The organism is Burkholderia catarinensis (assembly GCF_001883705.2).
Taxonomy (GTDB): Bacteria; Pseudomonadota; Gammaproteobacteria; order Burkholderiales; family Burkholderiaceae; genus Burkholderia; species Burkholderia catarinensis.
The window spans coordinates 56504-81837 of the sequence record NZ_MDEQ02000017.1 but is presented as its reverse complement, the minus strand read 5'-3'; the positions used below and the strand labels follow the sequence as shown (position 1 = coordinate 81837).

Sequence of the window (25334 nt, the reverse complement as noted above, 5' to 3'; positions counted from 1 at the left end):
GCCGCCACGCGGCCCGGCGAACCCGGTGGTAGGATGCGCTGGCATCGATCACCCGACACCTTCCATGCCGCGCGACAACTTTGCGGACCTGCTCGCCTTCATCGCCGTCGCGCGCGAGCGCAGCTTCACGCGTGCGGCCGCCCAGCTCGGCGTGTCGCAATCCGCGCTCAGCCATACGATCCGCTCGCTCGAAACGCGCCTCGGCGTGCGGCTGCTCACGCGCACGACGCGCAGCGTCGCGCCGACCGAAGCCGGCGAGCGCCTGCTGCGCAACCTCGCGCCGCGCTTCGACGAAATCGAGGCCGAGCTGTCGGCGCTCGCGGAGTTGCGCGACAAGCCGGCCGGCACCGTGCGCATCAACGCGACCGACTATGTGATCCGCACGCTGCTGTGGCCGAAGCTCGCGCCGATGCTGCGCGACTATCGCGACCTGAAGGTCGAGTTCGTGACCGACTACGGGCTGGCCGACATCGTCGCGGAGCGCTTCGACATCGGCGTGAGGCTCGGCGACCAGGTCGCGAAGGACATGATCGCCGTGCGCATCTCGCCCGACCTGAAAATGGCGATCGTCGGCGCGCCCGCGTATTTCGCGGAACGCGCGCACCCCGCGTCGCCGCAGGAGCTCGTCGCACACGACTGCATCAACCTGCGCCTGCCGACGCACGGCGCGCTGTACGCGTGGGAGCTCGCGCGCGGCGACGACACGCTGCAGGTGCGCGTCGACGGGCAAGTCACGTTCAACGGTACGTACGAAATGCTCGATGCGGCGCTCGCGGGCTACGGGCTCGCGTACGTGCCCGCCGAACTCGCGGCTCCCCATATCGCCGCCGGCCGCCTCGACAGCGTGCTGGACGACTGGTGCCCGACGTTCCCCGGCCATCACCTGTATTACGCGAGCCGCCGGCAATCGTCGCGCGCGCTCGCGGTGATCGTCGACGCGCTGCGCTACCGCGCCTGAACCGCCGGTGTACCGCCCACGAACCGCGATTCATGAATCGGATCGATAAGTGCATGCGAACGCGCGGGGATTATCGATAAGCGCATCGGTGGCTACCATCGTCGATGTCCCCAACGTCCCCGGAGCGCTCGATGTCCGAACCGACTTCCGCCGCACGCAAAGCGTTCGGCGCCATCGCACCCGCCCTCGCCGACTACACCGACAACGTGCTGTTCGGCGACGTCTGGCAGCGTGCCGGCCTGTCGCCGCGCGATCGCAGCCTCGTCACGGTCGCGAGCCTCGTGTCGCTGTATCGCGTGAACGAACTGCCGTTCCACCTGAAGAAGGCGCTCGACAACGGCCTCACGCGCGACGAGCTGATCGAAGCGATCACGCACCTCGCGTTCTACTCGGGCTGGCCGACCGCAAGCTCGGCGCTGCCGATCGCGCAGCGCGTGTTCGACGAAGCCGGCGTATAGGCGCCGCACCTCTTCATTCAACCGGCGGGCACCCGCCCGCAGGGAGCTTCCCCATGGATTACCGCTATCTCGGGCGCAGCGCGCTCAAGGTGTCGCCGCTGTGTCTCGGCGCAATGATGTTCGGCGGCGAGACCGACGAAGCGACGTCGGCGCGCATCATCGACAAGGCGTTCGACCAGGGCGTCAATTTCATCGACACGGCCGACGTGTATCACGCCGGCCGTTCGGAACAAGTCGTCGGCCGCGCGATCGCACCGCGTCGCGACAGCTGGGTCGTCGCGACGAAGTTCGGCTATCCGGCCGGACCGGACGCGGGGCCGAACCGGCAGGGCCAGTCGCGCAAATGGATCGTCGAATCGGTCGACGCGAGCCTGAAGCGGCTCGGCACCGATTACATCGACATCCTCTATTTCCATCGCGCGCTGACCGACGCGCCGCTCGACGAAGGCATGCGCGCGGTGGCCGACCTGATCCGGCAAGGCAAGGTGCGCTACTTCGGGCTGTCGAACTTCAAGGGCTGGCGCATCGCCGAGATCGTGCGGCTCGCGGATCAGCTCGGCATCGATCGCCCGGTCGCGAGCGAACCGCTGTACAACCTCGTCGATCGCACGGCCGAGGTCGAACAGCTGCCGGCCGCCGCGCATTACGGGATCGGCGTCGTGCCGTACAGCCCGCTCGCGCGCGGCGTGTTGACCGGCAAATACGCGGCGAATGCGCAGCCGCCCGCCGATTCGCGCGCGGGCCGCGGCGACCGGCGCATCCAGCAGACGGAATGGCGGCCCGAATCGTTGCACATCGCGCAGCAGGTGGCCGCACATGCGGCCGCGCGCGGCACGACGTCGGTCGCGTTCGCGCTCGCGTGGGTGATGAAGAACCGCATCGTCAGCTCGACGATCGCGGGGCCGCGCACCGAAGCGCACTGGGACAGCTACATCGATGCGCTGACGCTCGAACTCGGCCCGGACGACGAACGGTTCGTCGATTCGCTGGTGCCGCCCGGGCACGCGTCGACGCACGGCTACACCGATCCCGGTTATCCGGTCGAAGGCCGCAAGGTCTGAAGTCGGGACGGGATGATGGACTGACATGCCGGGCAACACGCCCGGCATGAGGATGAACGCGCGTCGCCCGACGCGCGAAAAAACGGAAGCGGCGGAATCAGTTTCCGCGCGCCGCGTCGGCGCTGACGACGTGGTCGAAGAATTCCTGCGCACGCGCCAGCTCGTCGAGCGCGCGATCGAGACGCGACATCGCGCGTGCGTATTCGGCCGACGAAGCGTCGTCGTCGCTTTCGCCGCGCACGGCGCGAAAGGCTTGATCGACGTTGCGCGTCGCTTCGACGAAGCGTTGCGCGGCCCGGGCTTCCCGCGAACAGATGTGGGTCGACATCGACACTTCTCCCTCAGGATTGCAGTGTGAAGCACGCCGACGCTCAGTGTGCGTGGTGCGCATGTCGGCGGCGTGAACCACGACCCATCGATTGTCGACGCATCGGCCGCCGCGCAGCGCGCTTCGTGCCGATTGTCCCTCTGCGCTCGCCGATCCGCTATGGCGAGATTGCAACAAATTCTTGCGCGACCTTCTTCCTGCCGTTCGTCACGCGCGCCCGATGCGCGGATGCGCGAGACCCGCGAACGCGGCCGCCTCGCCCGGCGACAGGTCGAACAGGTCGCCCGTGAGATCGCGCGGATGCTCGGCCGCCGGCCGGTTGCGCAATCGCGCCCCATGCGTGGGTGCGACATACGCGGCGGCGGTTTCGATCGGCGGCACATCGAACAGGTCGCGCGTGACGCCGCGCACGGCGTCCGTCGGCGAACGCCCGCGCAACCGCGCGACGAGTTCGACGAAGCGATCGAAATCGCCCGCACGCGTGGCCTTGTTCACTTCCGCGAGATCGCGCGCCTTCAGCACGCACGGCTGCGCGAGCCGCACGAAATACGGTGCTTCGAGCTCGACCGACAGCGCGAGCGGATAGCTCTTGCCCGTCTGCTCCTTCGCGCGCCCGACGCAATCGACCACGGCCGCACCCTGTGCGGCGCCAAGCCGCTTGCCGGTGCTCACGCTGCGCAGGTGGTCGGGAAACACGCGCAACTGCGTGCCGACCGTCAGCGCGGTGGACGACGCGCACACGAGCGCGTAGTGCTGCTCGCGGCGCCGGCCCGACGGCAGCGTCGAGCGGCTCGCGATGAACGTGTGCGGCGGCAACGGCCGCACCTGCCCGCTCGCGTCGACCCACGCATTCCACAGCAGCGCATCCTTGCGCGCGCCCGCGCGCGGGCGCGACGCGACCGGCGAAAACAGCGCGAGCAGCGAGCCCGTGCGATGTGCGGCGACTTGCGCGCTGCTGCCGAGCGGCTGGTTGATACCCCACAGAAAACGCCCGCCCCCGAGCCGGCGCTCCCATTCCTTGCGGAGCACGACGGTCGGCAGTTCCTCGCCGGACTCGGTACCGATCTTCGTCCAGCAGAACGTGGGTGGGAGGTGTTTCAGTGTCATCAACTTTCTCGGGATACAGCCTCGCTGGTGACAGCAAGCCCATTCAACAGCCGTAACTGTATAGGTATAATGCATCGCATGGAAGCCCCGGACCAAGATTTTCCCGTTCAAGACCTGTTGCGCCGCCTGACGGCAGATACACGCTCGTCCAGCGAAATCGCGCGACTTTCCGGGGTCAGCCAGCCAACCGTGTCGCGCCTGAGGCTGTCGAACGGGCATCGGCTGCGCCGCAGCATTCCATTCAATAAGCTATGCAGTTTCTATGGTGTCGATACGGAGCCGTCGCGCCGCCGGTATAACGACCTGCTGCGCGACGCGATCGTCGACGCGTGGGACGGTTCGGACGAGCACGGGCGCGCGCTGCTGGTCGTGATTCAGGGGTTGAAGGGGCTGCAGGCGAAGGCGGATGACGGGTGATGGCGCGGGCAGCATGTTGCCGCGGCAGGAATCGGGGAGGAAGGGGAGAAGAAAAAAGACGGAGCTGCGCGGATTTCCGCGGATGGCGCGTGCCGCGCCCGCCACCGTCGGTCAAACCGGGCCGCGATTGCACGCCTGCAATTTGAAGTACAAGCGATCTCGATTGCGCGCCCGGCGCCGAGATCGCACCGGGCGAATTGAAGCGCCGAGACTTACGCTGCCCTGCCCTGCGTACCCGCGAGCAGCGGCAGTTGAATCAACATCGCCTTCAGCGCGATGGCATCCCACGGCACGGGCTCCGTCACGCCGAGGCGGACCGCATCGGCGACTTTCGCGACATCCTGAATCAGACGGGCAACTTCCGGAATCCTCATCGATCCGTGAGCGACGCCATCGAAGGCTCCCACGGGAGAAGCCGGACTCGCGAACCGCAGGCCGCGAAACCGCGTCGGGTCCAGCACGTCCGGGTCGAAATGGATCGCGACGTGCCGCGCATACATGAGTTCGTCAATCGACCTTCGGCATGATCACCTGATAATTCGAGTATGCGTTTTTAGCGAAGCTCTCCATGAATGTGACCGGGCTCAACTGCGGTTGCGGGTCATTAGCAAGCAGCTTGTTCCAGCTACCCTTGTTTTGCCCCGGGTATGAATTGATGAAATGCCAGGCGCCCCCCGCATCCTTTCTGAACGCGACCCAATGTGCGTCTTCGTCATTTCCCGATATGCCGATCATGACCCGGTCGATCGCGGATTGATGCTTGCCAAGGATCTCCTTCAACTCGTTTGCATCGCCTGTCTTGTGCGCATGCGCAGCGCCCATGGCATTTGCCAGCGGCAGCCCGTCAGCGCCGCCCTTGGCGATTTCGTCTGCGGAGAGCACGTCGGCCCCGAAGATTTCGTTGCATTCTTTTGCTACGCTTGCAGCATCGATTGCGGGTTCGCCCAGATACGCGTTTGCCGCGTGAATGCCGCAGGAACCGGAATTCCTGTGTTGGACCTCATGATAGAAGAGCGAACCGCTCGCGGCCGGTTGCGTGGTTTGCTGGGCACTGATGTGACCGGCACGGTAATTTTTCGCCGTGATAACCAACGGCGGGTGGGTCGACTTTTCGATGACCGACTGGAACGCCTTGATCTTGTCCGATGACAGCTTGCTCGATGCCGCCTGAGGCGACGTAAAGCTGGCGACCGGCTTGGCCCCGCCGTTGTGGGATTTCAAGTCGTCGAGTAAGGCATTCCCGCCTGATGGTGATGTTGGCGTCGGGTTCTTTTTGACCGGTGCCTTGCCAGGTTGGGACGCGGCTTCCAAGTTTGCTTCCGCCGTCAAAGATGTCTTGGCCGAGCCGCCAAAACAGGAAGATATATTGCCCATATGCGCTCCATAGTCGGCATCACGTCAATGCAGGGTTCGGCGTCAGGGTACAGCGCGGGGATTTCGCCCGATCCGTCCGTCCGAAACGGCGAACGGTAGAACGAACCGAGGCGGTGATCTCCTGAACCATCCCAAGTCGACGCGCCAATGTGAGTCGGGCATTCTTATGGATATTCATCCGGCCAGGGTTCCTGGAAGGTTGGGTGTTTGGCGACTTCCAGTCGCCCGGACTCGGTCCGGACGAACCATCGATACAACTTGTTGTAGCTTCACAGCCAGCGCCTTGCCTGCCGGCGCTTCCTCGATGCATTTATCGCAACGCAACGCGACGCGGCAATCCCGAGCGCTGCGACTGGGACGAATCATGGATCAGCACGAAGACTTCATCGTTCGCACCATGTCGGCCGACGAGGTGGCCATGTCGGTCGAATGGGCGGCGGAAGAAGGCTGGAACCCCGGCCTGCATGACCCGCACTGTTTCAGGGAAGCGGACCCGGCCGGTTTCTTCGTCGGCGTCTGGCGCGGCGAGCCGGTCGCATGCCTGTCCGCCGTCGCCTATGACGAGCACTTCGGCTTCATCGGTCTCTACATCGTCAAACCCGGGTTTCGCGGCAAGGGCTTCGGCATGCGCATCTGGCAGCACGGCATGCGCTACCTCGGCGACCTCAACATCGGTCTTGACGGTGTCGTTACGCAGCAGGCGAACTACCGGAAGTCCGGATTCCGGCTCGCGTACCGCAACATCCGCTATCAGGGCCGCGTGAGCGGCATCGGATGCGCGCATGTCGTGCCAGTAGCCGACGTGCCGTTCGAACAGTTGCTTGCCTACGATCGCCGGTGCTTTCCCTCGGCGCGCGAGCGTTTCATCTCCACCTGGATTGCACAACCGGATGCCGTTGCGCTCGCGACGGTCGACGCCGGCCGCATCGCCGGATACGGTGTCGTGCGCCGCTGCCGGGACGGCTGCAAGATCGGCCCGCTGTTCGCCGACGATGCAGACGTCGCCACCGGGCTGTTTCGTGCGCTGGCGGCACACATGCCCGGCGAGGTCATCGTGCTGGACGTGCCGGAAACGAATCCCGCGGCCGTCGCGCTGGCGGAACGGCACGGCATGACGAGCGTCTTCGAAACCGCGCGGATGTACACGAAAGATGCGCCCGCGATTGCGATCGATCGCGTGTTCGGGGTGACGTCGTTTGAGTTGGGGTGATGGGTTAGACGAGCCGACCGCATCGTTTGCTCGCGTCGGCATGACCTGGACGCGCATGAAGTAGCGACGTCATCGGCCCTGGCGCCGGAAGGTGAACACGGTACCGCCGCAACAGTTGCCGTTCTGCAGGAAAACCTCGAAGGTCTTGTCGACGACGGCATAGCTGACCGTCACGATGTCCACGCCGTCGTCGTGCATAAAGTTGCCTGACATCGCAGGCACGAAATTAATCACGTCACGTGCCAACAGGTATAGACGCTCGTCATGGACAGTGGTGGTCGGTGACAGCGTCTTCAGGTCACCCTCCACTACGCTGTCGTGAGGATGGTCGATCTCGTACTGCATGCCCGCTTCGCGGTACGGAATCGACAGCAGCACCTTGCCATCGACACGCAGGCGCGTGGTGAGCGAGGCGTCCACGACGATCGCCATGCTGTCGAGCCGACGCTGATCCTCGCGTGTCAGGCCCGCGTCCGAGAACTCGCGGCGCGCCGACTCGATAGCCGACACGTTCGATTTCCATCGGCCTTTTTCCCGCCACGAATCCCACATGGCGTTGGCGCCCCCCGAGCCGCTTACGCCATCGAGCGCATAGGTGCCGATCGCCTGCGTGAGAATTTCCCGCTTCGAGCCGATGATGATTTCCGAGGTCTGATGCGCGTCGACGGGCAAGCGCCGGTCGCCACTGGCCGACGCCCAGGTACCGTCGAGCGTGTCGCCGGCCACTTTTCCGGTGAAGGTGCCGGTGCGCTGGCCCGCACTCCCGATCTCGTCCATTGCGAAGGTGCCGGCCGGATCGATCTTGCCGTTCAAGTAAATGTCCTTGCTCTTGCCGGCGTACCGATATCGCCCCGTCAGCCTGCCGTCGACATTCTTGATATCCATGGTGAACGCATAGCGATCGCCAATGCGCCCGGCAAACGTCTTGTGGAAGTACCGAGGATCAGCCAGCGCCGTGGTCGCGCGCATCAAGAACAGAAGCAAGCTGGCGAACTGCAGGGTGGAACGGAACATCGAGAGCGGTCGGGATGTGAGGTGGTGCAAGTGTGACACGTTGTGCAGATCGGCAACGGGCGGACACGTGCGGAGATCACTGAGCCGGAAGAATTTTCAGCGTCGCGATTTCAACAGTTTCGGGCCAAGCCTCGACGGACCGCTCATGACCGAACGCCGCCCCACGCAACCGTGGCATGTAACCACATCTCATGCACGACTCACCCGAGCACCGACTCCATCAACCACTCGCGCGCGATCGCCGTGCATAGCGACGGCCGCTCCAACGTCGGGAAATGGCCACATCCATCTATCGCTTCGAAACGGGCGTGCGGCATCAAGCCGGCGATGCGACGGCCGACGTCGACGGGTACGAAGCGGTCCGCGGCGCCCCAGATGAGCAACGTCGGAACCTTGCTCGATGTAAGCGTTGACCAATGATCCGAACGTGTCAGCGTGGCATCGGATTGACGGGCAAACAAGTCCGCTCCGGCATCGCGCGCCATTTGCATGAACGCAGCCCGTGATGTGCCATCGTGTGCAGGGATTGCATGCTCGGCAAACTCTTCAATGACCCGCTCGTGCTCTCCGGTGCGGATTCTGTGGCTGGTGGCACGAACGGCGTCCGGATTCGGATGAGCGCCCGGCTGGCAGTTCATCAGCCAGAGTCCACGGACGCGGTCCGGCGCTCTCGCGAGCACTTCCATCGCGAGGCACCCGCCATATGCGGTACCAACGAGAATAAACGCGCCGCGTGTCGATGCCAGGAGCCTCTCGGCACTCTCGGCGAATGTCGTGTGCGCCAATATCCTCACCGTCGGTAAGGCAAGCCCCTCGAGCGCTTCGATCTGATCGGCATACATGCGGCCGTCACACGGCATCGCCGGTAGAAATACGAGTGGTAGCAACATCAGAATGGCTCCGGCTGGCAGTTGAATCAGGTCAACTAGCCGCTCCTGTATCACGGTGCCGCGGCAGTTCAATCGACCGCAATTTGGCCGAGTTTATCGGCTGATCGCTTCCAGTCAAACTCGGTCGGAGCGGTCGATCCGCGCCACATGGCATGACCATGGCGTTTCAAACATTTCCAACGTGGTCTCGTGTGCCTCGTCGCCCCTACTGCTCCAACCCCACCCCCAACGGCCGCTGATCGCTGCGCCCGTGATCGTCGACCACGCGCACCGTATAGCTGCCGGCCGTCCGCGGCTGCCAGAACAGCGCGTCGCCCGGCGCGCTGCGGCCGACATACGCATCGTTGACGAACCAGTACAGCGCATGTGCGCTCGCGTCGGCCGTCGCGTTGAACGCGATACGCGTATCGTCCGCGCTCTTCACGCGCATCGCATACGTGCTGCCGCGCAGCGGCGACGTGATGCGCGGCGGGTCGCCTTCGACCTGCCCGGCGTCACGACAGTCCGCATTCTGCGGCGGCCGCCGGTGCGGAATGCCGGCCTGCGCGAACACCTGCTGCAGGTCCGACGGCCAGAACTCGAAGATCTCCGTATGCGTGCGCTTCCCGTCGTACGGCGGACACGCGGCCTTCCCCGTCGCATCGTCGATCACGACCGGCCGGTGCACGGTGCTCACGCGGATCGGCGACGTGCCTGGAATGAACCACGTCCAGCCCTGCTGCGGACACCACTCGTTCGGCAGGTCGCCGCTCGCGAGGCAGATCCGCACGCGCTTCAGCCGCGGCGGCACCGCGCGCGGCGGCTCGACGAGCGTGCGCTCGGCATTCATCGCATCGACGACCTGGAAGAACAGCGGCGCCGCCGCATCGACACCGACGAACGCCGTATTGGTCGAATTGTCGAAGTTGCCGACCCACACGACCAGCACGTACGGGCCGAACACGCCGGCCGTCCATGCGTCACGGAACGACCATGACGTACCGGTCTTCCAGTACACGGGCACGCTCGACGGCTGCGCGCCGCTCGTCTCGTCGGGGCGCAGGTGCTGGCGCAGCATGTCCATCGTCATGTAGCTCGCCTCGGCGCTCAGCAGGCGCCGGCCGGGCAGCGCCGGCTCGTCCGCGCGCAGCCGCAGCGGCCGGAACTCGCCGCGATTCGCGAGCATCGCGTAGAGCGCCGCGAGATCCTGCATCGTCACTTCGCCGCCGCCGAGCACGAGCGCGAGCCCGTAGTGCTGCGCGCTCGCGAGCCGGCGCACGCCGGCTTCCTGCAGGAACCGGTACAGATCGGGCGACTTGAGCTGCGACGCAACCCACACGGCCGGCACGTTGCGGCTGCGGTTCAGCGCGTCGGTGGCGGTGATCGGCCCGAGGAAATGGCCGTCGAAATTCTCCGGTGCATACGGGCCGAACGCGGTGGGCACGTCGCGCAGCACGGTCTGCGGATGCAGTACGCCCTGATCGAAACCGAGCGCATAGATGAACGGCTTGAGCGTCGAGCCCGGCGAGCGCCGCGCGAGCGTGCCGTTCACCTGCCCGTCGATCGAGCGGTCGAAGAAGTTCGCGGAGCCGACCAGCGCCTTCACGCCCATGTCGCGCGTATCGACGAGGATCGCGGCTGCGTTGCGCACGCCGCGCGTGTCGTTGCGCGCAACGTAGCGCGCGATCTGCCGTTCAAGCGTGCGCTGCAGGTCGGGATCGAGCGTCGTCACGAGCCGCGCGCCGGCGTCGCTGCCGTCCACCGCGCCGCCCGAGCCCATGCGCCACGCGCTGCGCGCGGCGAGCGCCTGGTCGACCGCATGCGGCGCATCGAAGGGCAGCGCGGACAGCGGCCGCATCGCGAGCGGCAACGCGAACAGCGGCTTGAGCGACGCATCGCCCGGGTGCTTCGTCAGCCAGCGCGCATACAGCCGGTTGCGCGACGCGGCCAGCGCGCGGTTGATCTCGTCCTGCCCGCCGCGCACGCGCCGCGCCGGGTCCTGCGGGATCACCGCGAGCGCGAGCGCTTCGGGCAGCGTCAGCGCGTCGGGCATCCGGTCGAAATAGACGACGCTCGCGGTGCCCGCGCCTTCGACGTTGCGGCCGTACGGTGCGTCGTTCAGATAGGCTTCGAGGATCTGCCGCTTCGAGTAGAAGAGTTCGAGCTGCACCGCGCGCGCAACCTGCTCGAGCTTGCCGGCCGGCGTGCGCGTGTTCAGCCGCCACAGCGAGCGCGCAAGCTGCATCGTCAGCGTCGAGCCGCCCTGCGGATTGCCGCCGCGCACGTACGTGATCCACGCGCCGCGCGCTAGCCCGTACGGGTTGAAGCCCGGATGCCACCGGAACCAGCGGTCCTCGTGCAGCATCACGGCTTCGACGAGTTGCGGCGACATCCGGTCGAGCGGCACCCACAGCCGGTAGCGGTCGTCCTTCGCGAGCGTGAGCCGCAGCAGCCGGCCCTGCGCGTCGACCACCGCGACCGACGACGGCTTCCAGTCGCGCAGCGGCGGATGCGGCCACAGCCGGCACGCGGCCAGCGCGCCGAACACGAGCAGCACGCCGGCGATCCCGTTCTGCCAGCGATGCAGCCAGCGGCCGGCGCCGTGCAGCGCTCGCCGGAGCACGGATGCATCAGCCACGTCCGGGTGCTCCTCGCGTCCGGCGCGGCCTGCAAGGCCGGTACAGCCGCACCGTCATCGCACGCGCTCCACCGTCAGCGCCGTGCCGCCCGGCGCCTGCGCCTGCACGCGGCGGTCGTACATCGACTCGCCATAGGCGGGCGGCGCGACGAAGCGGCCCGCGTTGCTCGCCTTGATCCGGTAGACGAACTCGCGTACGTCGGTGGTCGCGGTGCCGTAGATCACCACGCGGTCCTCGCGCACATCCGCGAACTGCGGCTGCCACGTCGAACCCGTCACGCCGATCGGCGAATGCCATGGCGCATCGGCCACCGGCGCCGACGCGCCGCCATCGCCATTGCCGTCGCCGTCCTGCGCGTCGGTCACGGGCGGCGGCGCGATCACCGGATCGAAGCCGCCGGGCAGCAGGTCGACGATCGCGATGTTGCCGACGTTCGCCGAGCCTGTTGCGCGGATCTTCAGGTGCACGTCGATCTCCTGGCCGAGCGTGATCCTGTCGAGCGGCTTGCCGTTCGTGTCGGTGTAGTCGCGCACGATCTCCAATCCATTCTTGATCGCCTTCGTCGACGTGCCGCGGTCGTAGCCCGACTGGCTCGCGACCCACCATGCCGGCAGCGCGCTGCCGTTCACGAAGTCGACGCGCGATGCGCCGGCCGCCCACGTGCCCGAGCGCACGAGATTCGCCTGGATCGACGATACATCCTTCGGCGCGGCACCCGCGCGCACTTCGTCGATCGCGAGCTGGTCGAGCTGCCCCGCGTTCGACGCCGCAACCGCATCGAACGCGAGGATCGTCATCGCCGACGACAACGTGTTGTAGCGGTTGTCGACGAGCGGCGCGGCGATATTGTCCATCGCGCGCGGCGACAGCTTGCGCACGCGTTCGGGGAAGTGCTTCGCGAGCAGGTACAGCACGCTCGCGTCGCGCGTCAGCGGATCGATGTAGTAGCCAGTTGCGTAGCCGTCGCCGGATGCGCGCTTGCGTTCAAGCAACGCCTGCGGGCCCGCGATCAGCGCGGCGGCCTCCTTGTCCTGCTTCAGCAACTGATACGACGCGGCGAGCCACGCGGCCGCGAGATCGTTCTTCCAGTCGTTCGGATACGCATCCTGCAGCCGCTTCTGCACGGCCGCGAGGCTGTTGGTCGTCACGTTGCCCTGGCGCGTCAGCAGGTACACCGCATACGCGCGCTGCCGCAGCAGGTCGAGCGAGCCGAGCGAATCGTTCGCCGCGAGTTTCTGCAGATAGGCGTTGCCCGCGTCGAGCATGTCCTTCGGCACGGCGATGCCGCGATCGCGCGCGTCGAGCAGCACGTGCATCGCATACGCGGACACGAACGGATCGGCATCGGGCGTCGCACTCCACAGGCCAAAGCCGCCCTGCGCGTTCTGCCGGCTGCGCAGCACGCCGAGGAATTGCGTGATCGCGCTCGCGTTCGCCGCGTCGGCGCCGGCTTCGGGCGCATGCATCGCGCTCGTCAGCGCGCGCACCGACAGCCACTTCGCCGCGAACACGCGCGGCACGGCCGCGCTCACCATCTGCTCGCTGCAGTAGTGGTCGAAGTTGACGAGATACGACGACAGCCCTTCGGACAACACGAGCGGCGCGGTCGAGATGCTCGCGTCGCGCGACGCATATGCGTCGTACATCGGCCGCAGGTTCGGCACGCTCGCCTTCTTGCCCGGATCGATCCGCGCGATATCGAGCTGGGTACGGAACGCGGCGGCCGGCCGCACGGACACGTCGACACGCTGTTGCGCGCCCTTCGCGCCGTAGCGCGCGCCGAACGACAGCGAGCCCGAGCCGAGCGTGTCGGTCGCCTTCACGCGGAACAGCGCGACGCCCTCGTGCTGCGGCGCGAGCGCGACGTTCTGCGTCGCCGGCCCGATCACCTGCAACTGCGGGCCCGTCTTCAGCGTGACCGCAACCGGCACCGGCTGATTGCCGACGCCGGTCAGGTTGTTCGCGACGCCGACGCTGACGTCGGCCTCGTCGCCCGGCGCGAGCGTCGTCGGCACGTTCGGCGACAGCACGAAATCGCCGCGCACCGTCGTCGCGCCTTCGAACGTGCCGACCAGGTCAGGCGACACCGACACGGCCATCACGCGCAGCTTCCCGTTGAAATAGTCGGGCACGGTGTAGCTCAGGCGCGTGTCGCCGTTCACGTCGACGATCCCCGACCAGTAGACGACCGGCTTGTCGCGCTTGCGCTTGAACGGGTTCAACTGGCGGCCGATCGCGTCGTCGGCGTCGCCGCCGGGCGCGGCCATCGCCATCAGCTTCTCGAAGTCCGGCAGGATCAGGTCGAGGATCTGCGACGTGCCGACTTCGAGCATCCGCTTGCGGAAGAAAAACTTCAGCGGATCGCCGAGCTTGTAGCGCGCGACCTGCAGGATGCCCTCGTCAACTGCGAATACGACGACCTTCGCGGGCTTCGCCGAATGCACGGTGAAGTTCACGGTGTCGCCCGGCTTCACGAGCGCGGGCGCATCGACGGTCACCGCGTTGCGGCGCGCGTCGAGGTTCACCGAGAACGGCACGACGCCGTAGCTCAGCGGGCTCATGAAGATTTCGTCGGACGACGGATCGCGGATGTATTGCACGTTGATGTAGCCGTTGCCTTCGAAACCGGCCGGCACCGTGATGTGCTGGATCGAGCTCGTCGTGTCCGCATGGAACCATGCGTGCGCATACACCTTGTCGCGCTCGATCGTAATGAGGCCGCTGCCCGCATAAGGCGCGCGGATCGCGATCTCGACCTGCTCGCCCGGCTTGTAGTCGTGCTTCGCGAGGCTCACCTGCAGCTCGGCGTTGCGGTCGAGCGAACGCGTGACGTTCGCGTCGCCCGCGACCGAATACTCGATCCGGTTCACCGCGGTGCCGTCCGCGCGGCGGATCACGATCGCATAGCTGCCCGGCTTGTCGGTGCGCAGCGCGAAGTCGAGCCCGGCCGCCGGAAGCGCCAGCGGCTTCTCGTCGACCGGCACTTCCTTCAGCCGCGAATCGTATTTGTACGCGCCGGAATCCTGCTTGGTCAGCACCGACACGTAGCGCTCCTCGACGAGCTGCGCGCGCAGGTCCTTCACGTCGATCGCCTTCGCGCCCGGGTCGATCGCGACGAGCCGCACCGTGCGCGGGCTGCCGCGCTTCACGTAGCCGAGATCGTCGACCGACTTGTAGCCAACGAGCCAGTCATTGTTCGACACGAGCGTCTGCGCGTTCGCGGAAACGTTGCGCCCGCCTTCCGCTTCGTAGGCCTTCGCCTGGAAGTAGAGCTGGTAGGTCGCGTCCGCGTACTTGTCGAGATCGAGATCGAACTCGGCATGACCCTTGTCGTCGGTCGTGCCGTCCTGCAGCGTCGTCGTATAGCCTTCCTTCGCGCGGCGCGCGTCGAAGAAGCGATAGCCTTGCCAGCTGCGGAACGACGGCCACACGGGGCGCAGCGTCAGCGTCGCCGCGACGCGGCGCTTCTCGGCCGGCGTACCGAACAGGTTCTGCGCATCGACGACACCCTTCAGCCCCTTCGGCTTCACCCACCCTTCGACGACCTGCTGCGACAGCTTCGCATCGACCTTCATCCGGTCGGGCAGGAACTCCTTCACCTGTACCGTCGTGCTGCCGATCGGCTCGGCGCCCGGCTGGCCGTCCTTGACGATATACAGGTTGACCGTCCAGGTGCCGGTCGGCGCCGTTTCGGCCGTCGTATAGCCGAGCTCGGTGAAGCCCGTCGCATCGACGGTCACCGGCTTGCGCTCGACGGTCATCCCGCGCGGGTCGACGATCTCCGCCTGCAGCGGCACGCCGGCCGGGCTGCGCGCCCAGCTCGCCGCACGCACGATCAGGCCGATGTGGAACGGATCGCCGGGCCGGTACAGGCCGCGATCCGAGAACAGGTATGCGGACAACTGCCCCTGGCCCGTCGCGTTGCGTTCGCCGTCGACGTCGAAGCGCGAGAAGTCGAGCTGGCGGTCGCGGCCGGCCACCGGCAGGAACGACAGGTCGGTGTCCTTCTTCACGACGTAAAGCTGCGGACGCTTCTCGCGGTCGAGCCCCTTGAACGCGGGGAAACGTACGACGCCGTCGGCGCCGGTCGTCTGCGTGAACAGCGCCTGCCCGTTCACCGCGAGCAACGACACGGTTGCGCCCGCAACCGGGCGGCCCGTGCGGATCGACTGGACGAACACGTCCTGGCTGCCGTCCAGCGCGCGCTTGACCAGCATCCCGAGATCGGTCACGACGATCAGGCGCGTGTCGCCGAGCGCGTTGTCGCTGTCGTCGCCGTTGCCGCTGCTGTCGCCCGAATCAGCGCTGCCGGACTGATCCTGGTCGCTGTCGCCGGACGATGCATCGCTGTTCTTCGCGTCGTCGGCTTTCTTCTTTTCGGCCGCCGGGTCGTACTTCGACAGGTGCAACAGGAACACGCCGCGCTTGCCGCCCTTCAGGTACTGGCCGAGATCGATGCCTTCGTAATGCGCCTTGCCGGGTTCGCCGGCCGGGAACGCGCGCGTCTGCACGAAGCGCTCGACGATGTGATCCTCGCTGAACGAATACGACAGCTCGGGCCGCGCGTACGTGCCGTTGTTGAAGCTCACGAGATGCTGGAGCTGGTCGGGCAGCACGCGGCCGATCTCGACCTTCATCCCCGGCAGGTTGCGCGACACGACCGACAGCCGCTTGCTGCCGCTCATCGACAGCAGCGAGCCGTCGGCCATGAAGCGCAGCAGCTTCGGATAGTCGGGCACCGTGAACGCGGTCGTCACCGGCTCGCCGAGCAGGTAGCCGCCCGCCGATTTCAGGTCGCCCTCGAAGCGCACGACGACGCGCTCGCCCGGCGTCGCGTGATACTTGAAGCTTTGCAGCGTCGCGTAGTCGTTCTCGGTCGGCACCGCTTCGAGCGGCAGCGGCTTCGACTGCTTCAGCACCGCCTCGCTGATGTCGGCCACGTTCCATTCGTACGGTGGATCGTCGTCCGACTGATCGACGCCCGGCTTGCGCTTCGGCAGCACCCACGCCTTCGCGCGCGCGGCGAGATCGGCGCTGCGCACGCCGTCGGACGCTTCCGCGACGAGCACCTGCTCGGGCTCATAGCGCTCGTTGTCGACGAGCGTCGGCGCGATGTTGGCGATCGACAGGCTGTAGAGCCCCGGCACGCCGACCGACGCGTGCAGCACGTCCGGCGTGCCGTTGCCGCCGCGCGCACTCTTCACGCCCTTGTCGACGTCGAGCCGTGCCACCAGCGGATCGCGCGGAATCTCGAGCGGCTGCGAGTAGACCCACGCGCTCGTCTTCATCTTGTCGTAGTTGACCGTATAGCGCAGCGGCGTCGAATTCTTGCCGTCGCGGCCCACCAGCACGAGGCCGATGCGCTTCTCGAACTCGGCCGGATCGACCGGGTAGTTGAAACGCAACTGCAGCAGCGCCTGCTTCTCCGCAGGATTGTCGGGGTTCTGGTAGAACTCGTTGTTGCCGAACGTTGCGGCGAACGCCGGCAGGTCGAACGCGAAATGGTCGTCGTGCATCGTCACCTGCGGCGCGAACACCTGGTGCACCGCGAAACGCACCTCGACGTGCGCGCCGACCGGCCAGTCGGCCGCCGGCGTGAAGCGCAGCGTCTTGTCGTCGGCCCACTCCCACGCGCCCTTCAGCGCGGGCGTCATCTCGATGCCCTGCCCGGCCGGCTTGCCGACCCGCTCGATCGGCGCGGCCGATTGCGCGAACGCCACTTCGAGCGGATGCACGGTGATCTTCGGCTTGCCGCTGTCGTCCGCCTCATAGGTCGTGATCGCCGGCGCCTTCACGGTGAAGCTGACGGTCTCGGGCTCGGGCGGCTTCGGGCGATGCTTGATCCAGTACACGCCATAGCCGAGCGCGGCCGCGAGCAGCACGATGCCGACGGCATGCCACGGGCGGCGGCGCACGGCCGCGGCGGTGATGCCCGGCCACGCCGGCGCCGTCCACGATACGTCGCCGACCAGCGGCCGCAGCGCGCAGCCGAGCAGCCACCAGACGAAGCCCGCCACGCGAATCGGCAGGAGCAGCAGGAAACGCAGCAAATCCATTTGTTATTTCCTTGTCAAGGACATGCTGCCCGATGCGGCAACCTTCCCCGAATTGTTATGGGTCTGTGACGGCGCGGCCCGGTTGCGCCGTGAATACTTGGTATGTTCGACCGGATGCTGGGCGCCATTATCGATCAGACCCGAAACGATGGAAATATCGGTGTGCCGGCGCGCAACGCCGGCCGACGACCGGCCGGTCGGGCGGGTTTCGGCCCGCCAGCCGACCTCCGCACGCGGTCGCGCCGCGTTCGCTAGAATGCGCGGCTCGGCATGATTCGAATCGAAATGAAAGGAAACCGCTTGAAACTCCCGTTCGAATGGCAGATCGGGCTGCGCTATGCGCGCGGCGGCCGGCGCGCGGCCGGCGACGGCTTCGTGTCGTTCATTGCCGGCGCCGCGATGGCCGGCATCGCGCTCGGCGTCGCCGCGCTGATCGTCGTGCTGTCGGTGATGAACGGCTTTCGCACCGAGGTGCGCGACCGGATGCTGTCGGTGCTCGCGCATGTGGAAATCTTCTCGCCGTCGGGCGCGATGCCCGACTGGCGGCTCACCGCGCACGAATCGCTGCAGAACCCGGCGGTGCGCGCCGTCGCGCCCTATGTCGATGCGCAGGCGCTGCTGACGAACGCGGGCAGCGTGACGGGCGTCGCGCTGCGCGGCATCGATCCCGTGCTCGAGCCGCGCGTGTCCGAGATCGCGCGCAAGCTGAAGACCGGGCGCCTCGACGCGCTCGTGCCGGGCGAGATGGGCATCGTGCTCGGCGCCGCGCTGGCCGACGCGCTGCACGTGAAGATCGGCGACCGCATCACGTTCTTCGCGCCCGGCAACACCGCGCGCATCGGCGAGGCGCTGCCGCGGTTCCGGCAATTCAACGTGGTCGGCACGTTCGAGTCGGGCCACTACCAGTACGACAGCGCGCTCGCGTACATCCACATCCGCGACGCGCAGAAGCTGTTCAACGTGCCCGCACCGACCGGCATCCGGCTGCGCATCGACGATCTGCAGCGCGCGCCCGACATCGCGCTGGCGCTGTCGCGCACGCTGTCAGGCGATCTTTATATCCGCGACTGGACGCGGCAGAACCGCACGTGGTTCGAAGCCGAGCGGCTGCAAAAGCGCATGCTGTCGCTGATCCTGATGCTGATCGTCGCGGTCGCCGCGTTCAACCTCGTGTCGTCGCTCGTGATGACCGTCACGCAGAAGCAGGGCGACATCGCGATCCTGCGCACGCTCGGCGCGCCGCCCGGGTCGATCACGAAGATCTTCGCGATCCAGGGGATGACGATCGGCCTCGCCGGCACGCTGGCGGGCGTCGCGCTCGGCTGCGCGATCGCGGTGAGCATCCCGTGGGTGCTGCCGGCCATCGAGCAACTGCTCGGCATCCGCTTCCTGACGCCGTCCGTGTATTTCCTCAGTTCGCTGCCGTCGAAACTCGCGGCGATCGACGTGATCGAGATCGCCGCGGCCGCGTTCCTGATGTCGTGCGTCGCGACGCTCTACCCGAGCTGGCGCGCCGCACGAGTGCGGCCGGCCGAGGCGCTGCGCGACGAATAGGCGGCGCGTCCGGCGCCGGCGTTACGCGATCTCGTGGAAACCGGCGCCGTTGCTGCCGTCCGGCGCGGTGACTTGCCCGCCGGACCGCACCGTCTTCTCGTTGCGCGCGGCGGCCGCGTTCATCGGGCTCATGAACCGGAAGCGGGCATCGGCGCGCCGGCTGGCCGCCCGCCGCCGTGACCGAAGTCGTCATCGCCCTCTCTCTCGTTTCAGACTGCCTTTAATGATTGACGGATGGATTCCGCGGAAGTCGAACGCGATGCCGCAACGATCGGCGGCCGCATGCTACCCATGCGCCGAAACTTTGTTTGCCCCTAACTAAAAAAGTTTGACACCGAGATTTCACTGAGATAAGTTTGCGCAAGCTTCCGGAAAGAAATCCGGCAAGCCATGCGCGACATGCGTCGCGCGTTCCTGCCGTTGCCGCACCGTCGTTCGCAACACCCCCGCCTCACCGCATCGTGCCGTTCCGTTTCATCTGAAACTTGAAGGAAGATCGGGCATGCCCGCATTTGATTCGCACTCCTGCATTCAAATCACGCCGCCGGCTTCACTTCGACCGCGCGGCCTGAACCAGCCGCCGCGCTGACGCTTTCCGGTCGAGACGATGCGCTCGCCGGCGCCGGCCGTGACACCCGGGCGTTTCGCCCGGCGCTTTCGCAGGTGCAGTTCCGCTTCATCCGATGCAGCACCCGGCCGGGCCGCAGGGGGCATGTCGCAGGCCAGCCGGTTCCAGACAATCACAAGAGACGAGGTCGATTCAATGAACATTCATCGAACCGGATTGCGGCGCGCGTGGCTTCCCGCGCTCGTGGCGGCCGCGACGCTCGCCGCGTGCGGCGGCGACGACGGCGGCAGCAGCGTGGCGGGCGCGTCAGCGCTCGCGCAAGGCCAACAGGAGGGGGCCGCCGCATCGGCGGCCGATACGCAGTCGCTGGCGTCGCGCATTTCGCCGTCCGGCGTCCCGTACGCCAACCCGGCCGGCGGCGGTCGCTACCGGCCCGTGATCGCGAACGGCCAGGTGCAGCCGTCGCTGTCGGGCGGCACGATCGAGGAGAACGCGTGGGTCGACACGCCGGTCGATTCCGACGGCGACGGCACGCGCGACCGCATTCACGTGCGCATCGTGCGCCCGTCCGAAACCGCGAACGGCGCGCGCACGCCCGTCATCGTGCTCGCGAGCCCGTACTATGCGGGGCTTGCAGACAGCCCCGACCACAACGTCGACGTCGAACTCGACGGCACGCCGCATCCGGCAGCGAACGCAAGCGCATCCGCGTCGGCATCGACGTCCGCACGCGTCATGGCCGCCGCGCCGCAGACGCGGATGCTGCAACAGGTCGAAGCGGCCGCCGCCGGGCGCTCGTGGATCGAAAGCTACTTCGTGCCGCGCGGCTTCACGATCGTCTATGCGGATTCGCTCGGCACCGCCGGCTCGGACGGCTGCCCGACGATCCTGACGCGCGACGAATCGGTCGCGATGGCGTCGGTGATCCGCTGGCTCGGCCGTGACGCGACCGCGAAGGACGCGAACGGCAAGACGGTCGTCGCGAACTGGTCGACGGGGCACGTCGGCATGTACGGCGTGTCGTACGACGGCACGCTGCCGAAGATGGTCGCGAGCCTGCGCACGCGCGGGCTCGACGCGATCGTGCCGGTCGCCGGGCTGTCGAACATGTACGGCTACTACCGCTCGGGCGGGCTCGTGCGCGCGCCGGAGGGCTATCAGGGCGAGGACGTCGACGTCTACATCAAGGCGCTGCTGACGAACGCGCACCCGGAGCGCTGCACGCACCTGATCGACGAAGCGTTGCAGCAGGAAGACCGCAAGACCGGCGACTATTCGCGGTTCTGGGCCGCGCGCGACATCCCGACCGCGTTCGCGGTCGCGCCGGCGCTCGTCGCGCAGGGGCTGACCGACGACAACGTGCGCGTCGACCAGTCGACATCGTGGTATCTCGCGATGCGGCGCCAGGGCGTGCCGACGCAGCTGTGGCTGCATCACCTGAAACACACCGATCCGACCCGCGTGCCGGCAATGGCCGATGCGTGGACCGCGGAGGTGAACCGGTGGTTTACGCGCTACCTGATCGGTTTCGACAACGGCGTCGAACGCGATGCGCGCGCGGTGATCGAGCAGGCGGACGGCAAGCTGCTGAAGGAGGCGGACTGGGCGGCACGTCATGCCGCACCGGTCACGTATTTCGCGGGCGGCGACGGCGCGGGCACCGGCACGCTGCTGCGGATGCCGACCGGCGGCCCGCTCGCACGCTTCGCCGACGACGCGCGCATTCCCGCGCTCACGCTGGCGAATGCGCCGACGGGCGAAAACCGCAGCCGCTTCGAGACCGCGCCGCTCACGGCCGCGACGCGCCTTTCCGGCGCCGCGACCGCGCGCGTCAGGCTGACCTTCACGGGTGTGGCCAACGTGACGGCGCTGCTGGTCGACCGCGCACCGGACGGCACGGCCACGATCGTCACGCGCGCATGGACCGACCCGCGCAACCGGCTGTCGGACTGGGTGACGGAGCCCGTGCTGCCGGGGATGCCGTATGACCTGAAGCTGACGTTCATGCCGCGCGACTACAGGGTGGAAGCCGGCCACCGGCTCGGCCTCGTCGTCCTCTCCAGCGACAACGAGGCGACCCTGCGGCCGACGCCGGGTACCGGGCTGACGCTCGATCCGGCCGGCACGTCGGTCACGGTGCCGCTCGTCTCGTCATGACGCGGGAATGAGTTCCGCGCACCGCCGTGCTTCGCTTGCGCGTCGCCCGGCGGTGCGCGGTTCAGCGGTTCAGCCGATCAGCGCGTTTGCCCGCGGCCGACACCGACCAGTTGCATGCCGGCGGCCTCGCCGGTCGCGCTGTTGCCCATCAGGATGCCGAAGTTGGTGCCGGCGAGCGCGCCGACCGTCTGGAAGTACCCCGGCGTCAGGACGATCTTGCTGGACGTCGTGGAACCCATCACCTGGAGCAGGTTCTGGCCGACGAGCCCGCCCAGCTTCGCGAAGTTGCCGCCGCTCACCGTTCCCGACGACGACGATCCGCTGATGGTGCCGTTGTTCAAGCCGACCAGCCCGCCGACGTAACTCTTGTCGCCGCCCTTCACCGAGCCACGGGCCGACGAGGTCTGCACCCCGCCGTCCTCGATACGGCCCACGAGTCCGCCGACCGCGCTCTCCTCTCCCGTGGCGCTCACGTCGCCCGACGCCTCCGAACCCATCACGTAGCCGCGCCAGCCGCGATTGAGGCCGACCAGGCCGCCGGCGTTGCCGGTTCCCGCCACGGTCACGTTGCCGCGCGCGCTGGACGCCTGCACGTATCCGCTGTTGATGCCGATCAGGCCGCCCGCCGAGCTGCCGCTGCCAGCCGACACGTTGCCGAACGCCCGCGACGACTGCACGTTGCCGCTGCTGGCGCCGATGAGGCCGCCGGCCGCGCTGTTCGCGCCGGCGATCACGTCGCCGGTTGCCTCCGAGTCCATCACGTCACCTTCGCTCAGGCCCGCGAGGCCGCCGGCCTGGCTTTCCGCGCCGGCCGTCACCGTGCCGTGCGCGCTCGAACGGATGATCATGCCGTAGTTCTCGCCGACGAGGCCGCCGACCTTCGACCGGTCGCCAGCCAGGACCTTGCCGCGCGCGTTCGACAAGATGATGCGCGACCTGCTGCCGCTGTAGCCGACCAGACCGCCGGCCTGGCTGTCATCGCCGGCCACCACGTCGCCGGTTGCGTCCGACACCAGCACCTCGCCTTCGTTGCTGCCGACGAGGCCGCCCGCGCGGCTCGACGCACCAGCCGTCACCTTGCCGCTGGCCTCCGACCTCGAGATGGTCGCCTCGTTCTCGCCGACGAGGCCGCCCGCGCGGCTGTTCGCACCCGCCGTGACGGCTCCGCTCGCGGACGACATTTCGATGTTGCCGCGGTTGACGCCGACCAGGCCGCCCGCCTTCGCGTTGTCGCCCGTCTTGACCGTGCTGGAAGAACTGGACGCGTAGATATAGCCGAGGGAGCTGAGATTGAATTCGTTGAGGCCGACGAGACCGCCGACCATCGCGCCTTCGCCGTCCACTTCGACGGTGCCCGAGCTCTTCGACATTTCGATCGTGCCCGTGTTGTGCCCGACGAGGCCGCCCACCGCGGTGAAATTGTCCGCGCGCGTGCCCTTGACCACGACGTCGACATCGGCCGAGCTGTTGCTGATCGTCGCCCTGTTCGGGTTCGGCCACAGCTCCGTGGCGTTGTCGCCAACCAGGCCGCCGGCCATCCGCGTGCTGCGATCGCCCTCGATTCGCCCCGACACCGACGAGCGATCGATCTTGCCGCTCAGGTTCATGCCCACCAGGCCGCCGAGGACGGTCGCGCCGGCGCCGCTGCCCGTAACCCGCACGTCCTTCGCGGTCACGTTCGAGATCGTGCCGACGTTGAGACCGGCCAGCGCACCCACGTAGACCCACTGGCTATACGCATACGGCGACACGCCGTTCGCGGTGATGCCTTGCAGCTTCACGTTGGCGATGCTTCCCGCGTTGGAGGCGAACAGGCCCACATACGGCGAATCGGTGTTGTAGACGGTCAAGCCGCTGATCGTGTTGCCGAAGCCGTCGAACACGCCGGTGAACGAATCGCCGCCGCCGATGCTGCGGAAGCGATCGCTGCCCTTGATCGCATTGCCCAGCACGTAGCGACCCTTCAGGTTCGCGTCCACGTTGCGCAGCCCCGCCAGGTCGTGGATCACCGTGTATTCGTCGCCGTTCGCGCCGAACGACGCTTTCTCGCCCGACAGCGTCACCACCGCCTTCTCGTTCTCCAGCGAGTAACCATAGAGCGAATTCAGTTCCAGCCGTGCGTTCTGGCCGGTCAGCGCCACCGCGTCGGACAGGCGGATCTTGCCTGCCGCGTTCACGGTCAGGCCGGCGTTCGCGCCACTTGAGCGGATCGCCTGCTTGAGGTCCACGCGGCTCTTCTGCGACGTCAGGGTCAGCTTGTTGTCGCTTGCCCAGTTCACCGCGCCGTCAACCGTCAAGACGCCCCTGGTGTTGCTCAGCTCCACGCTGGTCGTGCCCAGCGCGCGCGACAGCGCGCCGGCCTGGATCGACGCACCTTTGTCGCTCGAGTTGCCGCTGAGGCCGCCGTCGATGACGAGGCCGCGCTGGCGCGCCGGCGTGCTGTCCTTGTCCACGCCGGCGTTCGCGGCCTCGATCTTCCACGTGCCCGTACGGCCGCCCGCCGCCCGCGTGTCGACCTGCACGTCGTTCGCCACCTCGACACGCTCGCCGCGCGTCGTCACCACGCCGCCCGATGCGGCCGCTTCCTGCCCGCTCGCGTCCAGCTTGCCGGCCACCTTCACCAGCCCGCCTTCCAGCGTGATCTTCCCGCTGCGCGAATTCAGTCCCTTCGCTTCGATCGTCCCCGTGTTGTTCACCACCGCGCCCAGCAGGTTACCGGCCGCGCGCGCCGTCATCAGCACCTCGCCGCCGTCCGCCTTCAGCAGGCCGCCGTTGTTCACCTGCGCATTCACCGCGCCCTCATTCACCTGCAGGTTCAGCAGGCCGTTGCCGTCGAAGTTCACGGTCATCGTGTTGCCCGCGCCCAGTGCCACCCGGCCCAGCTTCGCCTGGATCGTCCCGCTGTTCGACACCTGCGCACCCAGCAGCGCCACGCTTCCGCCTTCCGCCGCCGTGATCGTTCCTTCGTTCACCACCGCGTTCTTCGACGTGCCCGTGAACCGGTACTTGCCGTTGAGGAAATCCGCATCCGAAATGTTGCGCGTCGTCGCCACCAGCCCACCGACGTTCACCTGCGCGCCCTTGCCGAACACCACCCCGTTCGGGTTCACCACGAACAGCCGGCCGTTCGCGTCGAGCTGGCCCTGGATCTGGCTGCCGTTCGTCCCGATCACCCGGTTCAGCGCGATCGACTTGTCCGTCGGCTGATGGAACGACACACGCTCCCCGCCCGCGATGCTGAAGTCCTGCCAGTTCGTGATCAGCTTGTCCGTGTGCTGGTTCACCGACATCGCCTTGCCGTCCGCCGACGTCGAGATGTCGCCCTTGCCCCCCACGATCGCCCCGCCCGTCGGGAGCGCGTGCGCACCTGTCGCCACCAGCCCCAGCAGCGATGCCGCCACCGCGATCGCGCACTTGCCGCCCGAGCGCTTGCCGCGACGGCGGGCCGTTTCCCCTGCCACGGTCCAACCGCCCAGCGCCTCGTTCCACACCAGTGAATAGGCCTTGTTCATTTTGGTATCCTCATTGATTGATTCACTACAACCCCCGCTACCGAGGGGTGGT

Annotated in this window: 17 protein-coding genes; 7 read left to right on the top strand and 10 right to left on the bottom strand. The window is 67.3% G+C overall.

Features of this window, described 5'->3' with window-relative positions:
- The first annotated feature begins 64 nt into the window (after window positions 1-64).
- The 3 genes from BFF94_RS25625 to BFF94_RS25615 all read left to right on the top strand — a co-directional run bounded on the left by BFF94_RS25625 (window position 65) and on the right by BFF94_RS25615 (window position 2477).
- Window positions 65-958 carry a LysR family transcriptional regulator gene (locus tag BFF94_RS25625; RefSeq protein ID WP_128844311.1) on the top strand — a complete coding sequence of 298 codons (894 nt, stop codon included), beginning with the start codon at window positions 65-67 and terminating at the stop codon, window positions 956-958.
- 131 nt (window positions 959-1089) lie between these two features.
- Entirely contained in the window at window positions 1090-1416 is a 327-nt protein-coding gene (locus BFF94_RS25620) for a carboxymuconolactone decarboxylase family protein (protein WP_069749055.1), read from the top strand.
- 53 nt (window positions 1417-1469) lie between these two features.
- Window positions 1470-2477 carry an aldo/keto reductase gene (locus tag BFF94_RS25615; protein ID WP_128844309.1) on the top strand — a complete coding sequence of 336 codons (1008 nt, stop codon included), beginning with the start codon at window positions 1470-1472 and terminating at the stop codon, window positions 2475-2477.
- Between the two features lie 97 nt (window positions 2478-2574).
- On the opposite strand, the gene BFF94_RS25610 is transcribed toward BFF94_RS25615, so the two are convergent.
- Both BFF94_RS25610 and BFF94_RS25605 read right to left on the bottom strand, forming a co-directional pair.
- Entirely contained in the window at window positions 2575-2805 is a 231-nt protein-coding gene (locus BFF94_RS25610) for a hypothetical protein (RefSeq protein WP_128844306.1), read from the bottom strand.
- A 207-nt stretch (window positions 2806-3012) separates the two neighbouring features.
- Complete coding sequence (locus BFF94_RS25605) at window positions 3013-3912, bottom strand: hypothetical protein (protein WP_219139999.1); 900 nt, start codon at window positions 3910-3912, stop codon at window positions 3013-3015.
- Window positions 3913-3990: 78 nt separating this feature from the next.
- On the opposite strand from BFF94_RS25605, the gene BFF94_RS25600 reads away from it, so the two are divergent.
- Complete coding sequence (locus BFF94_RS25600) at window positions 3991-4329, top strand: XRE family transcriptional regulator (protein WP_128844303.1); 339 nt, start codon at window positions 3991-3993, stop codon at window positions 4327-4329.
- A 212-nt stretch (window positions 4330-4541) separates the two neighbouring features.
- Here BFF94_RS25600 and BFF94_RS25595 read toward each other — a convergent pair whose 3' ends face one another.
- Both BFF94_RS25595 and BFF94_RS25590 read right to left on the bottom strand, forming a co-directional pair.
- Complete coding sequence (locus BFF94_RS25595; protein WP_201260414.1) at window positions 4542-4829, bottom strand: arginase family protein; 288 nt, start codon at window positions 4827-4829, stop codon at window positions 4542-4544.
- 7 nt (window positions 4830-4836) lie between these two features.
- Entirely contained in the window at window positions 4837-5703 is an 867-nt protein-coding gene (locus BFF94_RS25590) for a hypothetical protein (RefSeq protein WP_128844301.1), read from the bottom strand.
- A gap of 364 nt (window positions 5704-6067) precedes the next feature.
- Between BFF94_RS25590 and BFF94_RS25585 the strand changes: the two genes are divergently transcribed.
- Window positions 6068-6913 (top strand): GNAT family N-acetyltransferase, encoded by an 846-nt coding sequence (locus BFF94_RS25585; RefSeq protein ID WP_128844368.1) that lies wholly within the window; start codon window positions 6068-6070, stop codon window positions 6911-6913.
- Between the two features lie 69 nt (window positions 6914-6982).
- Here the strand turns inward: BFF94_RS25585 and BFF94_RS25580 are convergent, their stop codons facing one another.
- The 4 genes from BFF94_RS25580 to BFF94_RS25565 form a co-directional block, all read right to left on the bottom strand.
- The gene (locus tag BFF94_RS25580) at window positions 6983-7927 is read right to left on the bottom strand and encodes a hypothetical protein (protein WP_128844299.1); all 945 of its coding nucleotides are present in this window, start codon (window positions 7925-7927) and stop codon (window positions 6983-6985) included.
- A 200-nt stretch (window positions 7928-8127) separates the two neighbouring features.
- Window positions 8128-8817, bottom strand: coding sequence for an alpha/beta fold hydrolase (locus BFF94_RS25575; RefSeq protein WP_128844296.1), 690 nt, complete (start codon window positions 8815-8817; stop codon window positions 8128-8130).
- A gap of 205 nt (window positions 8818-9022) precedes the next feature.
- Window positions 9023-11434 carry a penicillin-binding protein 1C gene (pbpC, locus tag BFF94_RS25570; protein WP_219139998.1) on the bottom strand — a complete coding sequence of 804 codons (2412 nt, stop codon included), beginning with the start codon at window positions 11432-11434 and terminating at the stop codon, window positions 9023-9025.
- A gap of 54 nt (window positions 11435-11488) precedes the next feature.
- On the bottom strand, window positions 11489-17491 hold the full coding sequence (locus BFF94_RS25565) for an MG2 domain-containing protein (protein WP_219139997.1): 6003 nt from the start codon (window positions 17489-17491) through the stop codon (window positions 11489-11491).
- Window positions 17492-17776: 285 nt separating this feature from the next.
- Between BFF94_RS25565 and BFF94_RS25560 the strand changes: the two genes are divergently transcribed.
- Window positions 17777-19045 (top strand): lipoprotein-releasing ABC transporter permease subunit, encoded by a 1269-nt coding sequence (locus BFF94_RS25560; RefSeq protein WP_128843764.1) that lies wholly within the window; start codon window positions 17777-17779, stop codon window positions 19043-19045.
- A gap of 531 nt (window positions 19046-19576) precedes the next feature.
- Here the strand turns inward: BFF94_RS25560 and BFF94_RS25555 are convergent.
- Window positions 19577-19816 (bottom strand): hypothetical protein, encoded by a 240-nt coding sequence (locus BFF94_RS25555; RefSeq protein WP_128843765.1) that lies wholly within the window; start codon window positions 19814-19816, stop codon window positions 19577-19579.
- Between BFF94_RS25555 and BFF94_RS25550 the strand changes: the two genes are divergently transcribed.
- Window positions 19809-21770 carry a Xaa-Pro dipeptidyl-peptidase gene (locus BFF94_RS25550; protein ID WP_219139996.1) on the top strand — a complete coding sequence of 654 codons (1962 nt, stop codon included), beginning with the start codon at window positions 19809-19811 and terminating at the stop codon, window positions 21768-21770. The two genes, BFF94_RS25555 and BFF94_RS25550, sit on opposite strands and share 8 nt — an antisense overlap.
- A 77-nt stretch (window positions 21771-21847) precedes the next feature.
- Here BFF94_RS25550 and BFF94_RS25545 read toward each other — a convergent pair whose 3' ends face one another.
- Window positions 21848-25282: a two-partner secretion domain-containing protein gene (locus BFF94_RS25545; RefSeq protein ID WP_219139995.1), complete on the bottom strand. Its 3435-nt coding sequence runs from the start codon at window positions 25280-25282 to the stop codon at window positions 21848-21850.
- Window positions 25283-25334: the final 52 nt, after the last annotated feature.

What these genes read in the sequence shown, in the direction of transcription:
- BFF94_RS25615 (WP_128844309.1), top strand. Translation starts at nt 1,470, where the DNA reads ATGGATTACCGCTATCTCGGGCGCAGCGCGCTCAAGGTGTCGCCGCTG.
- BFF94_RS25565 (WP_219139997.1), bottom strand. Translation starts at nt 17,491, where the DNA reads ATGGATTTGCTGCGTTTCCTGCTGCTCCTGCCGATTCGCGTGGCGGGC.
- BFF94_RS25560 (WP_128843764.1), top strand. Translation starts at nt 17,777, where the DNA reads ATGAAAGGAAACCGCTTGAAACTCCCGTTCGAATGGCAGATCGGGCTG.
- BFF94_RS25600 (WP_128844303.1), top strand. Translation starts at nt 3,991, where the DNA reads ATGGAAGCCCCGGACCAAGATTTTCCCGTTCAAGACCTGTTGCGCCGC.
- BFF94_RS25545 (WP_219139995.1), bottom strand. Translation starts at nt 25,282, where the DNA reads ATGAACAAGGCCTATTCACTGGTGTGGAACGAGGCGCTGGGCGGTTGG.
- BFF94_RS25620 (WP_069749055.1), top strand. Translation starts at nt 1,090, where the DNA reads ATGTCCGAACCGACTTCCGCCGCACGCAAAGCGTTCGGCGCCATCGCA.
- BFF94_RS25610 (WP_128844306.1), bottom strand. Translation starts at nt 2,805, where the DNA reads ATGTCGACCCACATCTGTTCGCGGGAAGCCCGGGCCGCGCAACGCTTC.
- BFF94_RS25575 (WP_128844296.1), bottom strand. Translation starts at nt 8,817, where the DNA reads ATGTTGCTACCACTCGTATTTCTACCGGCGATGCCGTGTGACGGCCGC.
- BFF94_RS25595 (WP_201260414.1), bottom strand. Translation starts at nt 4,829, where the DNA reads ATGTATGCGCGGCACGTCGCGATCCATTTCGACCCGGACGTGCTGGAC.
- BFF94_RS25625 (WP_128844311.1), top strand. Translation starts at nt 65, where the DNA reads ATGCCGCGCGACAACTTTGCGGACCTGCTCGCCTTCATCGCCGTCGCG.
- BFF94_RS25590 (WP_128844301.1), bottom strand. Translation starts at nt 5,703, where the DNA reads ATGGGCAATATATCTTCCTGTTTTGGCGGCTCGGCCAAGACATCTTTG.
- BFF94_RS25580 (WP_128844299.1), bottom strand. Translation starts at nt 7,927, where the DNA reads ATGTTCCGTTCCACCCTGCAGTTCGCCAGCTTGCTTCTGTTCTTGATG.
- BFF94_RS25550 (WP_219139996.1), top strand. Translation starts at nt 19,809, where the DNA reads ATGAACATTCATCGAACCGGATTGCGGCGCGCGTGGCTTCCCGCGCTC.
- BFF94_RS25605 (WP_219139999.1), bottom strand. Translation starts at nt 3,912, where the DNA reads ATGACACTGAAACACCTCCCACCCACGTTCTGCTGGACGAAGATCGGT.
- BFF94_RS25585 (WP_128844368.1), top strand. Translation starts at nt 6,068, where the DNA reads ATGGATCAGCACGAAGACTTCATCGTTCGCACCATGTCGGCCGACGAG.
- BFF94_RS25555 (WP_128843765.1), bottom strand. Translation starts at nt 19,816, where the DNA reads ATGTTCATTGAATCGACCTCGTCTCTTGTGATTGTCTGGAACCGGCTG.